General features: G+C 65.0%; 8 protein-coding genes. 5 read left to right on the top strand and 3 right to left on the bottom strand.

Features of this window, described 5'->3' with window-relative positions; genetic code table 11:
* Positions 1–7 precede the first annotated feature (7 nt).
* From tssE to tssB, 3 genes are read right to left on the bottom strand one after another with little or no spacing between them, the layout of a single operon-like run.
* Positions 8–436 carry a type VI secretion system baseplate subunit TssE gene (gene tssE / locus MRS60_RS07695; RefSeq protein WP_243565505.1) on the bottom strand — a complete coding sequence of 143 codons (429 nt, stop codon included), beginning with the start codon at positions 434–436 and terminating at the stop codon, positions 8–10.
* 15 nt (positions 437–451) lie between these two features.
* Complete coding sequence (gene tssC / locus MRS60_RS07690; RefSeq protein ID WP_243565504.1) at positions 452–1,933, bottom strand: type VI secretion system contractile sheath large subunit; 1,482 nt, start codon at positions 1,931–1,933, stop codon at positions 452–454.
* Between the two features lie 40 nt (positions 1,934–1,973).
* A complete protein-coding gene (tssB, locus tag MRS60_RS07685) occupies positions 1,974–2,477 on the bottom strand; it encodes a type VI secretion system contractile sheath small subunit (RefSeq protein ID WP_243565503.1) in 504 nt (167 codons plus the stop codon).
* A 475-nt stretch (positions 2,478–2,952) separates the two neighbouring features.
* Between tssB and tssH the strand changes: the two genes are divergently transcribed.
* From tssH to tssM, 5 genes are read left to right on the top strand one after another with little or no spacing between them, the layout of a single operon-like run.
* Positions 2,953–5,520: a type VI secretion system ATPase TssH gene (tssH, locus tag MRS60_RS07680; RefSeq protein ID WP_243565502.1), complete on the top strand. Its 2,568-nt coding sequence runs from the start codon at positions 2,953–2,955 to the stop codon at positions 5,518–5,520.
* Positions 5,521–5,532: 12 nt separating this feature from the next.
* Positions 5,533–7,092 (top strand): sigma 54-interacting transcriptional regulator, encoded by a 1,560-nt coding sequence (locus MRS60_RS07675; RefSeq protein WP_243565501.1) that lies wholly within the window; start codon positions 5,533–5,535, stop codon positions 7,090–7,092.
* A complete protein-coding gene (gene vasI, locus MRS60_RS07670) occupies positions 7,089–7,799 on the top strand; it encodes a type VI secretion system-associated protein VasI (protein WP_243565500.1) in 711 nt (236 codons plus the stop codon). Before MRS60_RS07675 ends, vasI begins: the two co-directional genes overlap by 4 nt.
* A complete protein-coding gene (tssA, locus tag MRS60_RS07665) occupies positions 7,787–9,223 on the top strand; it encodes a type VI secretion system protein TssA (RefSeq protein ID WP_243565499.1) in 1,437 nt (478 codons plus the stop codon). Before vasI ends, tssA begins: the two co-directional genes overlap by 13 nt.
* Before the next feature lie 15 nt (positions 9,224–9,238).
* On the top strand, positions 9,239–13,000 hold the full coding sequence (gene tssM / locus MRS60_RS07660) for a type VI secretion system membrane subunit TssM (RefSeq protein ID WP_243565498.1): 3,762 nt from the start codon (positions 9,239–9,241) through the stop codon (positions 12,998–13,000).
* Positions 13,001–13,037: the final 37 nt, after the last annotated feature.

Raw genomic sequence — 13,037 nt, 5'->3', positions numbered from 1 at the left:
CTGGGTGCTAGATCACGTGGATCCAGCGCTCCCGGTGCTGGACGAGCAGATCGATCTCCACGTCCTCCGTGCTGTCGTTGACTGGCACCAGGCAGTGCAAACGGAAATGCAGCGGGCCCGTCTGGCCGTGCGCGGTGATGGGATGAACGTTCAGCACCTGTACGCGAGGTTCGTAGGCCACTACCGCAGTACGCACGTCCTGGCATACCTGATGGCGCAGGTCCATCTGGCTGGCCGCGGCGTCGTTCAGATCCCCAAGGCCGAAGCCAGGGCAGCTTTGCGAGCTGCCCTGGCGGCTATTGAGAATGCGCTCGAGGTGGTCCTTGATGGCACCTATGCGCTCGGACGCCAGCGCCTGCCGCGAGCGCATGCGGCGCGGCGGCAGGTCTGGATCAAGCCGTTCGAACAGACTGCCCTGGCCGAGGGAGCGCGGCATGCGTCATGCCCTCCGTCATTCCTTGTCGAGCCGACCGACCAGCGACAGGTCGAAGCTCGCGCCCATGTACTTGAAGTGCGGGCGCAAGGACAGGGAAATCTGGTACCAGCCGGGATTGCCCGTCGCGTCCTGCACGACGACCTTGGCGGCACGCAACGGCCGGCGGCTGCGCACGTCGGCGGAGGGGCTTTCCTGATCCGCAATGTACTGGCGCAGCCAGTTGTTGAGTTCGCGCTCCAGGTCCTGGCGCTCTTTCCAACTGCCGATTTGTTCGCGCTGCAGCACCTTGATGTAGTGCGCCAGACGGTTGACGATGAACATGTACGGCAGTTGCGTGCCGAGCATGTAGTTGGTCTGCGCGGCCTGGCCTTCGGGCGTGTTCTGGAAGACTTTGGGCTTCTGCACCGAGTTGGCGGAGAAGAAGGAGGCGTTGTCGCTGTCCTTGCGCATGGCGAGCGGAATGAAGCCCTCTGCAGACAGCTCGAACTCCTTCCGATCGGAAATCAGCACTTCGGTCGGAATCTTCGCCTGAAGCTGGCCAAGCGACTCGTACAGGTGCACCGGAAGGTCATCCACGGTGCCGCCCGATTGCGGACCGATGATGTTCGGGCACCAGCGGTACTTCGCAAAGCTGTCCGTGATGCGGTTGGCCATCAGAAAGGCCGTGTTACCCCACAGGTAGTTGTCGTGCTGACCGTCGATGGTTTCGCGATAGCCAAAGCTGCGAACCGGATTCTCCAGCGGATCGTACGGCTGGCGCAGCAGGAACCGCGGCATGGTCAGGCCAAGGTAGCGCGCGTCTTCCGACTCGCGCAGGCCGCGCCATTTGGCGTGACGCGGGCCTTCGAAGATGTCCTTGACCTCTTTGAGGTTGGGGATGTCCTGGAAGGAGTCCAGATTAAGCATCTCGGGACCGGCCGCGGCGAGGAACGGTGCGTGCGCCATGGCGCCAATCGCAGCGACGTAGTTGAGCAGCTTGATGTCGGGCGCCGAGGGGCCGAAGGTATAGTTGCCGACGATGCAGCCAATGGGCTTCCCGCCGAACTGGCCGTAACCCGCGGTGTAGATGAGCTTGTAGACATTGCTGCGCGTGATATCCACGGCGCTCTCGAAGTCTTCCAGCAGTTCATCCTTAGTGACGTGAAGCACATCGATGAAGATGTTTTCGCGGAAGTCGGTGCCGGCCACCAGTCGATGGAGTCCGCGCCAGGCCGACTCCAGCTCCTGCAGGGCTGGCTGATGGAGAATCACGTCCATCTGCCTGCCGAGCTTGGCGTCGATCCGGGAAATCATCTGGTCGACCAGTTGCTTGTTGACCGGCTGTTCGCGTGCATCGGTCTTGAGCATCTCGGCAATGAAGGCAGCCACGCCGCGCTCGGCGACGGCATAACCTTCCTGGGCAGGCTGCAGGCGGGTCTGCGCCATGATCTGGGCCAGCAGGCCCTCCTGCGGCAGCGCGTCCTGCTTTTGGGCAGCGGCGGTTTGTGCTTGTGTCATTGTTATGTCCTTTGCAAACGGGAAGAGGAACAGCGCGGCATCAGGCCTTGCCGGGTTCCAGCAACTGCTCCAGCTCCTTGGCCAGCTTGCCGCGGGAGGCTTCATCACCGAGCAGAGCCTGCAACTGCTTGCGGAAGGCCGGGATATTGCCCATCGGCCCCTTGAGCGCCACCAGCGCCTCGCGCAGCTCGAGCAACTTGCGCAGTTCCGGCACCTGGCGGGCGATGGCATCGGGACTGAAGTCATCGATGGCGCCGAACTTCAGATGGACCGGCAAGGTGTCGTTCCCGCCCCCCTCTTCCAGTACGGCCGGTGCATCCATCGTCAGCCCCAGGCCGAACTCGGACATCACGCTGTTGAAGTTGTCCTTGTTGATGCTGACGGCGGTACGGTCTTCGAGTGCGACCTCGTCCTCGCGCCCTTTGAAGTCGCCCGTCACCAACAATTTCAACGGCAGTTCGACTTCCTCCTGCTCACCGCCCGTTGCCGGAACATAGCGAATGTTGATGCGTTCCTTCGGTGCGACCGATCCTTGCTTTGCCATGAGCCACTCCCATTCGAATTGAAGTCTTTAGCAGCGCGAGCTTCGATAAACCCCAACGCATTGCGCGCCAAAGTGTATGCAGTGCAAGCGAAGGTATGCCGGTCGGGCCAAGCCCCTCCGACCTAACACCATCCATGACATACCGCAGAATCGCTTTCCGCCCGCAGACGAAGAGGCTAGACGTTAATGGCCGCCCATGGAATGAGACCAATCTTATTTTTTCGCCCAAATACCTCGTATTCGTTCGAATATCGATTTAAGAAAATTCCCCTCATTAAATTTCAGACGAATCCCATAGACAGGCGAGTTGCCGGCGTGTTTCCCTCGAAGGCTTGACCGTGTGCTGATTGTGGGCGAGTCGGAGGCGTCCTCGCCCACATTATTTAATTCGTCAATCTAAAACGTTCATTTGCATTAGCAACGCAAGGACGATTTTTCTTATAAAAATCTTTCCTTTAAACGGGAATTCGATTACATGATTACGGTGGATCTCCCGGCACTCTTCGAGCGCCTCAATGTGTTGTGTCGGCATGCCTTGGAAGAAGCGGGGAGCCTCTGCATCGGCCAGCGTGGCGCCGAAGTCACAGTGCCCCACCTGCTGTTCAAGCTGCTCGATCAGCCTCAGTGCGATGTGCGTATCGTGCTGCGCGTCGCGGGGATTGAGGTCGACACCGTGCGACACGCGCTGTCCACTGCATTTCCCGAGGGGGATAGCGGGCACAATCAATATCCTTCCTTCTCCCCGTTGCTGGTGGAGCTGTTGCAGGAGGCATGGCTGCTCAGCTCGGTGGAGCTGGGACAAACTGAAATCCGCAGCGGCGCCGTGCTGCTCGCCGCGCTACTCAATCCGGGACGCTACCTTCCGATGGCGGCGATACGCCTGCTGGATGGCGTGAGTCGGGAACCGCTTCGCAAGCGCTTTGCTGAGCTGTTGGCCGGATCGACGGAAGTCGCCAGCGTGGCGTCCGCCGACCACCGCCCTGCGGCTGTCGGCGGCGACGACAGCGCGCTGGCTCGATTCGGCCACGACTTCAGCACACAGGCTCGCGAAGGGCGGATCGACCCGGTGCTATGCCGCGATGCCGAGATCGACCTGATGGTCGACATCCTGTCGCGTCGCCGCAAGAACAACCCCATCGTAGTCGGCGACGCCGGTGTCGGTAAGAGCGCGGTCGTTGAAGGACTCGCCCAACGCATCGTGCAGGCGCGTGTGCCCGAGCCGTTGCGCGACGTTCAACTCTGGGGGCTGGATCTGGGCGCCCTTCAGGCCGGCGCGTCGGTCAAGGGCGAGTTCGAGAAACGCCTGAAGGCGGTGATCGATGAAGTGAAAGCTTCGCCGCATCCGATCATTCTGTTCATCGATGAGGCGCATACGCTGATCGGCGCAGGCAACGCCGCGGGCGGCAGCGACGCGGCCAACCTGCTCAAACCCGCGTTGGCGCGCGGCGAGCTACGGACCATCGCCGCCACCACGTGGTCCGAGTACAAGAAGTATTTCGAGAAGGACCCTGCGCTGACGCGGCGCTTCCAGCTGGTAAAGCTGGACGAGCCCAGTCCGGAGGATGCCGTGCATATCCTGCGCGGCCTGCGCCCCCTCTACGAGCAAGCGCACAAGGTCTACATCGGGGACGATGCCCTGCAAGCCGCCGCGATGTTGTCAGCGCGCTACCTGTCTGGCCGGCAGTTGCCGGACAAGGCCATCGACGTGCTCGATACCGCTTGCGCACGCGTCGCCACCGCATTGGCCGAGCCGCCGCGTCGCTTGAGCGCGCTCGAGAACGAGCTTCGGCAGATCGACACCGAGACCGAACACCTGACGCGTGACGCCCGGTCCGGCCGCAGGCCATCGACGAAACGACTCGACGACCTGCGCGATGCGCGGCTACAGGTGGAAACGCGCATCGCCGAGTTGCGCCAAGCCTGGGAACAGCAGAAATCGGTCATCGATACGATTGTCAGCCTGCGCGGTCAGGAGGCTGACGACGACTCCGTCCGGCTGCTTTCGGGTTGGGTGACCCATCTGGCCGAACTGCAACGCGATGGCGCGCTGCTGCATGCCGACGTGGGCGCCGAGCAGATTGCCCAGGTCATCGCCGACTGGACCGGCATACCGGCCACCACCATCAACAGCGATCAGCTGACGCGTCTCGAACAATTGCCAACCACCCTGCGAGTGCGCGTCAAAGGACAGGACGCGGCACTAGAGGCGTTGCACCGACGCCTGCTCACGGCGATGGCCGACCTGCGCCGGCCGGGCACGCCGATGGGTGCGTTCCTGCTGGTCGGCCCCAGCGGCGTCGGCAAGACCGAGACGGCGTTGGCGGTGGCCGATGCGCTGTTCGGCGGCGAGCGCTTCCTGACCACGATCAACATGTCCGAGTACCAGGAGAAACACACCGTGTCGCGCCTGCTGGGCGCTCCTCCCGGCTACGTGGGCTATGGCGAAGGCGGCGTACTGACCGAGGCCATTCGTAAGCAGCCCTATGCGGTGGTATTGCTGGACGAGGTGGAAAAAGCCCATCCGGAAGTGCTGAATGTGTTCTACCAGGCCTTCGACAAGGGCGAACTGGCCGATGGCGAGGGTCGCAGTATCGACTGCCAGAACATCCTGTTCTTCCTGACCTCGAACCTCGGCTTCGACCAGGACGATCCGTCGTTGTCCGACCTCGACGTCGACAGCCTGCGGCAGCAGTTGATGCGTTTCTTCAAGCCGGCCCTGCTGGCGCGCATGCAACTCGTACCGTACCGCTACCTCGACGAGGCCGTGTTGGGCGATATCGTGGACAGCCGCTTGCAGCGCCTGCAGCAGCAATTCGCCCAGCGCTACAACGCCCCTCTGGAAGTGGCCGAGAGCGCACGCGACGAGTTGCGCTCGCGCTGCATACGGCACGCCAACGGGGCGCGCATGCTCGATGCGAGCATCGACGGCGAACTGCTGCCGCCGCTGTCGCTCGCTGTCCTGCAGCAGCAGGCCAAGGGGGCGCCTTTCCAGCGCGCGGACCTGCGCTGGCAGGACGGCGCCTTTCTGGCCACGCTGCACTGAGTGGAGCACGGCATGGAGACCGTGAGCGTCGTCCTGTTGGCACGCGAACTGGCGCAAGCGAGCACCATGGCCTCGCTGGCGGGGGCCTGGCTGCGCGCCGCCTGCGATGGCAGCGGTATCGAACAGGCGCTCTGCTACTGGCGTGAGCATCCCGGCGACAGGCTACTGCCGATCGCCCATGCCCATGTGGCTGACGCCGCGGGGCTCACCTCGATATCGTTGGAAGAGCTGGACAATCCGCTGGTGTATTGCCTGACCAGCGCCAAGCCTTGCCATGTCGCGCGGCTGGACGCGTTGGTCAAGGTCGGCGCCGGCTTCGACGCCCTGCGCGAACATCTCACCGCCCGCGCCGCCCTCCTGGTGCTGCCGATCCATGGCCCACAGCACGAAGTGGTGGGTATCTTCGCGTTGATTGGCACCGAAACGGCCCTGCGCGACTGGCAGGCAGATCCGATCTGGCAAGAGCTGACCACCCTGCATCACGTGCTGATGGTGCGCCTGCTGGCATCGTCCGGCACCCACCGCATCGAGGAGCAGCGACGAAGCGAGATCGACCAGGATCGGACACGCGCCGCCCGCCTGCTAGCCGCAGACTTTGTCGGTATCGGGGCGACGGCCCGACAACTGCGCGAAGACATGCTGCGGCTGGCCGACTCGTCACTGTCCTTGCTGATCACCGGGGAAACCGGTTCGGGCAAGGATCATGCGGCCTGGCTGATTCACCAAGCCTCGTCCCGCCGGGGCAAGTTCGTACCCGTGAACTGCGCGGCGATCCCGAAAGACCTGATCGAAGCCGAGTTGTTCGGCGCGGTACGCGGCGCTTACACCGGCGCCACGCAGGCGCGCACCGGCCTGGTCGCCGAGGCCGATGGCGGCACCTTGTTCCTCGACGAAATCGGCGACATGCCGCTGGAACTGCAAGGCACGCTGCTGCGCCTGCTGAACGAGAAAACCTATCGACCGATAGGCGCAACGCGCGAGCAGGCGTCCGACTTCCGCCTGATCTGCGCCACCCACCGTCCTCTGCCCGAACTCGTGCGCGACGGCGCGTTCCGCGAGGACCTGTATTTCCGCATCCGCCAGCGCGTGCTACGCATCCCGCCCCTGCGCGAGCGCCCGGAAGACATCCCTGCGCTGGTCGCGCACGTGCTGCTGCAACACAACCGCGAATGCCAGGGCAACATCGCCGGCATTTCCGCGAGGGCACTGGCACGCCTGCAAGCACACAGCTTTCCCGGCAACGTGCGCGAGCTGCGCAGCCTCGTGCTGGCCGCAGCCGAGCGCACCGCGCCCGGCCAGCACATCCGCGGTGATCTGCTGGCCGACCTGGAAGAAGAAATGCTGGCGCCGAGTGAGCCGCCGTCGCCAACAGCATCGGCACTGCAACAGCTCTTGCACACCGACAACCTGCCGGAAGCCTTGCTGCACTTCGAGCGCATCGTGGTCGGCGAACGGCTGCGCCGGGTCGAGGGGTCGCGGCGCGAGGCTGCACTCAGCCTCGGCATACCCAAACGCACGCTGGCACGCAAATGCCTGGAGTGGAATTTGAATGGAGAGGATCACCCATCATGAAATCGTTCAGCCTGGCATTGCTGTCTGCAGTGGCACTGGCCGGTTGCGACGGGAAGCAACCCGCCGTCGCCGCCAGCAACGATTGCGCCACCATCGTGTCGCCGCAGGAACGGCTGGCCTGCTTCGACGCCAAGGCGGGCACCCCGCCACCGGCCCCGTCGTCACCGGCCGCGCTCCAAGCCAAGGCACCCGCGCCGCCGCCAACGCCCGCCACCACGCCGGCCAGCGCGAAGCGGCCGGACATCGCCGCCCTGGTCCAGGCCAACGAGGCCAAGCGCCGCGCTGACGACACCGGCTTGCTGCTGATGCGCACGCCGGAAAAGCTTCCCGGCCAAGATAAGGTGGTCATCTCGGCGCCGGCGCTGGGAGGCTCGACACCCGGCCCCACGCTCGCGATCAGTTGCCTGCAGAACATCTCGCGCCTGCAATTGCTGACCGCCGAGGCACTGCCCTTCAACCGCGCCAATCTACGGCTGCTGCTGGACGGCCGGCCCGTGTCGGCCAGCCAGCCGTGGCAGGTGCTCGATGACGGCACAGTCACTGACGCGGGACGCGGCCTGGTGGCGATCGAGCAGCTTCGTCACCTGGCCCAGCCGGCGCAGCGCCTGCAGATCGAGAGCGACCAGCCCCCCTTCGACGGACTGGTCTTCGACGTCTCCCGGCTTCATGAGCAACTGGTCCAGCAGCGCGAGGCATGCCACTGGTGAAACTGCCCGCCCCCTTGGACCTCGATACCTTGCTGGCGCCGCTCGACCCGCGCCAGCCAGTTGGCGTTTTCGATGAGGAAGACGACGCTTACCAAGGCATCGACCACGAAATGATCAAACTCGGCAGCTTGCAGGAGGCGACCATCGACTGGCCCTACGTCGACGAAGCCGCACAGCACTACCTGCGCAGCCAGTGCAAACACCTGCGCATTGCCGGGCATCTGCTGACCGCTCGTGCTCGCACGCACAGTTGGCGCGGCTGGGCGGAGGCCACCGGCGTGCTGGCCGGCATGGTCGAACGCTACTGGGAAACCAGCTATCCGAAACCGGGCGCCACCGGCTACCTGGCCAAGCGACGGTTGGTGGGGCAACTGCTGGAGCGGCTGTCCGACAGCCTGACCGCGTTGGAAAACACCGGCTACGGCGAAGAGTTCTACAAGGCCGGTCAGGCCGCACTCGATAGCCTGCAACGCTGCGCCGAAAGCACCCAGCTCGACGTGCCCACCCTCTCGCGGCTGGAGGCCTTGCTGCGGCAAAAAGCCGAAGCGTTGCGCGCGCCGGAACTAGCCGACGCCAAGCTCGACACGCCCGCGCGCGGCGAGGTGCTATCGGATGCCTTCTTCACGCCAGTATTGCCCACGCCCGGCAACGAGCGCGAGGGCCGCAAATCACTGCTGGCCGCGGCGGAGATCATCAACCAGCAAGACCCCTACGACCCCACCGGCTACTTGCTGCGGCGGTTTGCCTTGTGGGCCCATCTGACCAACGCACCGTCGGCACGCAAACACCACCAGACCGAACTGATGGCCGTACCCGCCGACGTCGCCGAAGGGTATGCGGAAGCGCTCGGTTCCAACGCTGTCGACCCAACGCTGTTGCAACGTGTCGAACGCAGCGTCACCACCTCGCCGTACTGGATGCACGGCAGCTACCTGGCCGCCAGCATCGCCCGACGCCTGGAGATGCCGCTGGTGGCCGAGGCCATCCGTCAGGCGGCCGAACGCTTCGTCACCCGGCTGCCGGCGCTGGGCAAGCTGGAATTCGCCGATGGACGTCCATTCGTCGATGGCCAAACCCAGGCTTGGATTAGCGGCGCGCAAGCGAGCGGCACCACAAGCGCCGCCGGCCATGACTACGCCGCCGTACGCGACGAACTGCACAGCCTGCTCGAAACGCAAGGTGTCGAACCGACGCTGCGTCGACTGGAAGCGATCCAGCGGGAAGCGACCGATCCTCGGCACAACTGCCATGTCATGGCCATCGCCGCCGAACTGCTGCGGCCGCGCGGGCTCACCTGGCTAGCCGACGGCCTGTTCGTCCGCGCGTACCAGGCTATGCAAAACGCCTCGGCGCCCGAGTGGGAGCCCGACCTCTTCAGCCTCCTCCAGCGGCATCAGCCGGACGCCTCCGGGCACAAGGATTAAACAGGGAGCATCGTCATGTGGAACATCTGGTCAAAACTGCAACGTTACGGCCAACTCATCATGCGCTGGGGGCGGCAAGGCGCGCCCCTGCTGCAACTGCTGCTACTGGCGCTCGCGCTGGCCGCCATCTGGTGGCTGGGACCCAAGTGGAGCTGGGGCGAACACCGCCCCCTGGCCAGCGTGACTGCCCGGGTACTGGCGACGGTCGTCCTGCTGATACTGCCGCTGCTGGTCTGGGCACTGCGCCTGCGCAAACGCGCCATGCACCTGGAGGCCGAGCAGCAGCATGGGGAAGAGCAGCAGACCGACCCGTGCCTGCGTTACGTCGAGGCGCAGGAGCGCGACCTCGATCAGAGCCTTGCAACACTGCAGGCCAATCTCAAGGGCCGGCATGCGCTGTACCAGTTGCCCTGGTACTTAGTGCTGGGCCAGGAGAACTCCGGCAAGACCAGCTTCATCAACCGCTCCGGCCAAAGCTTCTCGCTCACCGGCGAAATGAAGGCCGGCAGCCGGCGGCTGCAAGAGGATCCGGACAAGCTCTACGCCATTGACTGGTGGATGGGCGACCAGGCCATTCTCATCGACCCGCCGGGCGAGTTGATCAGCCAGCCGCGAATCGCCCAGTACGGTGCATCCGATGACGCTGAAGCCGACGACATGCCCGTCGCGAGTGCACCCGCGCTGCGCACGCAACTGGCCCGCCACGGCGTGCTGCCGGAAGATATCCACGCGCGGCTGTGGGACAGCTTCGTCGGCTGGCTCGGCCGCAACCGCAGCCGCCGACCGCTCAACGGCGTGGTGCTGATGGTCAGCCTGGAAACCCTGGCACACCAGACACCGAGCGACCGCAAGGCGCTCGCGGCGGTGCTGCGCGCGCGGCTGGCCGAATTGAGCCGGCAACTCGGCACGCGGCCGCCGCTGTACGTGGTGCTCAGCAAGTTCGACCTGCTGGAAGGCTTCGAAACACTGTTTGCGCGGCTGCCCAAGTCCGTGCGCGAAGACCTCTTCGGCTTCAGCTTCACCCTGGATGCGATTCAGCGCTACGACGCCTGGCTGGACGAGTTGGGCACGCTCTACGACGCCTTCCTCAACCGCCTGAACGAACAGGTCTTCGACAGCCTGGCCGATGTGCCCGACGTGGCGCAGCGTGAAGCGCTGTACTCGCTCACCCGACAGCTCAGCGGCCTGCGGCCCCTGCTGCTGGGCTTCCTCGCCGACGTGCTGGGCAGCGATCGCTACGTCACCCCGGCGCTGCCGCGCGGCGTGTTCTTCTCCTCGGTCTACCAGCAAGGCGTGCTCAACAACGCCTTCCTCACCACGGCGTCGCAGACCTACGCGTTGCGTGGGCCAGTCAACTACATGCAGCCCAGCGGGCGATCCCTGGTCTACTTCGCCCAGCACCTGTTTCAGCGCGTCATCTACCCGGAGTCCGGTCTTGCCGGCGACAACCCGAAGGTCATCGCCGAGAAAAAGCACGCGCTGGCGCTGCGCTTCGGCGTAGCGTCGCTGGGCAGCGTGCTGGTAATCGGCGCGTGGTACCACTATTACGCGCTGAATCGCGACAAGGCCCTGAACGTGCTCGAGCGCAGCCGCGCGTTCAGCACCCACGCCATTGACGGTACGCTCGACCCCACCGGCCGCAATCTGCTGCAACCGCTGGACCAGATCGGCAGCGTGGTCGCCGTCTACGGCAACTACCGCGACGCCTGGCCAGTCGTGGCCGACCTTGGCCTGTATCAGGGCCGCACTATCGGCCCGAAGGTCGACCAGGCCTACCTCGCCCTCTTGTCGCAGCGCTTCCTGCCCGCGCTGGCCAGCGGCGTGATGACCGAGCTGGATGGCGCCGGCACCGACAGCGATACACAACTGGCCGCGCTGCGCGTCTACCGCATGATCGAAGACCGCCCCAACCGCCGCGCGCCCGTGGTCGAAAACTGGATGGCCGCGCACTGGCAAACCGCCTTCCCGGGTGAAGACGGCGTGCAGCGCGCGCTGATGCGCCATCTGGACTACGCCATGAAGTACGCCGACACGCGCCTCCCGCAATACCAGGAGCGCGTGGCTGCCGCGCAGCGCGAGCTGCGCACCATCCCGCTGCCTCAGCGCGTCTACATGACCCTGCGCCGCCAGGCCGGCGCCGCGCTGCGCGCGCCGCTGGACCTGCGCAACGAAATCGGCCCGGCCTACGACATCGTGTACGAACCCGAACGCACTGCAGAAGGCAAGGACGGCAACCCGCCCGCCAGCGGCCGCATCGACGCCCTGCTCACCGCCAAGGGCTACCGCGGCTACTTCGCACCGCACAGCCAGGACGTTACCGAACTGGCCATGATCGACCAGTGGGCTCTCGGCGAGCGGCGCAACATCGACTACTCCGACGCCGACAAGCACGCCCTGGCCGATCGCATCCGCTCGCTCTACAGCCGCGACTACGTCGACACCTGGCAACGCAACCTCAACCAGATCGCCGTGCGCGACTTCCAGGATATCGGTCAGGCCGTCACCATCCTGGGCAGCGTCACCAGCCCAGCCGCGCCGCTGCGGCGCCTGGTCGAAACCGTGCGCGACAACAGCGAACTCGGCAACCTGCCCGCCGCCACGGCCAGCGCCGGCACCGAAGCCTCACAACCCAAGGCCGCCGCGCTGGCCGACAAGGTGGACAAGCTCACCGAGTCCGAAGCACCGCCGCTGCCGGTCATCACCATCGCCCGCGCCTTCGCACCGATCAGCCAGTTGCTCGACGCCAAGGGCGAGCGGCCCCCGTATCTCGACGAAACCATGCAGGCCATCGGCGCCGTGCAAGACAAAGTGCGCACCGTGCACGACAGCCCGGACCGCGGCAAGGCCGCGCTCAACGTGGTGCTCGAACGATTCGGTCAGAAAGGCCCTGATCCCATCGCCAACCTGCAGCGCATCGCCGGTGGCCTGCCCAAGCCGTTGAATCATCAGGTCGGCAAGCTGGCCGACGAGTCCTCACGCATCGTCCTCGTCGAAGCCCTGCGCGAGCTGGAAAAGCGCTGGGATGCCGACGTCTATCGCTTCTATCGCGAGCGCCTGGCTAACCGCTACCCGTTCAATCCGAGCAGCCGCGAAGAAGTCTCGCTAGACGACTTCACCGCCTTCTTCGGGCCGCAGGGGCACCTGCAACAGTTCCGCGACAAGTACCTCAACCTGTTCATCCAGGACAACCTGGAAGCCCTGTACTCCGAACGCCTCGGCGGCTATCTCGTACGCAACGACGTACTCACCCAGCTCGAAGCCGCCGAGCGGATTCGCGACGCCTTCTTCAACAGCCGCGGACAACTCGGCGTGCAGTTCTTCGTCGAACCCCTCGGCTTGGCCGCCAACAAGCGCAGCAGCTCCCTCAGCGTCGAAGGCCAGCTGATCACCTACAACCACGGCCCCACCACCAGCACGGCCGTCATCTGGCCCAACACCCTGGCGCCCAGCAACGAAAGCCGCATGACCCTGGTCCATGCCGGTGGCAGCAGTAGCGGATTGATCTACCGCGGCCCGTGGTCGCTCTATCGCCTGCTCAGCCAGGCCCGCCTGAACGGCGCCACGGCCACCAGCGTCGACCTCAGTTTCGCCGCACCGGACGGCGGCATGCGCTACCGCATAAGCACCGAGAAGGCCAACAACCCCTTCACCCAGCCGCTGTTCAAAGGCTTCGCGCTGCCGCGCACGCTACTGCAGGACGAGCGGCGAGCGGATACCTCAACGGGCGGACAGAGCGAAGTACAGATGAAACAAAACACGCGTCAGAACGGCGCCTGACCACACGCGGGCCGCGCTGCGGCCCGCGCTCTACGTA

The sequence above is a fragment of the Burkholderia pyrrocinia genome, from assembly GCF_022809715.1.
In the GTDB taxonomy this organism is placed as follows: domain Bacteria; phylum Pseudomonadota; class Gammaproteobacteria; order Burkholderiales; family Burkholderiaceae; genus Burkholderia; species Burkholderia pyrrocinia_C.
This window is presented reverse-complemented; position numbering and strand designations above follow the sequence as displayed.

Bases quoted from the DNA above. Each gene is read 5' to 3' on its own strand.
- tssB (WP_243565503.1), bottom strand. From the start codon at position 2,477: ATGGCAAAGCAAGGATCGGTCGCACCGAAGGAACGCATCAACATTCGC.
- tssC (WP_243565504.1), bottom strand. From the start codon at position 1,933: ATGACACAAGCACAAACCGCCGCTGCCCAAAAGCAGGACGCGCTGCCG.
- tssM (WP_243565498.1), top strand. From the start codon at position 9,239: ATGTGGAACATCTGGTCAAAACTGCAACGTTACGGCCAACTCATCATG.
- tssA (WP_243565499.1), top strand. From the start codon at position 7,787: ATGCCACTGGTGAAACTGCCCGCCCCCTTGGACCTCGATACCTTGCTG.
- tssE (WP_243565505.1), bottom strand. From the start codon at position 436: ATGCCGCGCTCCCTCGGCCAGGGCAGTCTGTTCGAACGGCTTGATCCA.
- tssH (WP_243565502.1), top strand. From the start codon at position 2,953: ATGATTACGGTGGATCTCCCGGCACTCTTCGAGCGCCTCAATGTGTTG.
- vasI (WP_243565500.1), top strand. From the start codon at position 7,089: ATGAAATCGTTCAGCCTGGCATTGCTGTCTGCAGTGGCACTGGCCGGT.
- MRS60_RS07675 (WP_243565501.1), top strand. From the start codon at position 5,533: ATGGAGACCGTGAGCGTCGTCCTGTTGGCACGCGAACTGGCGCAAGCG.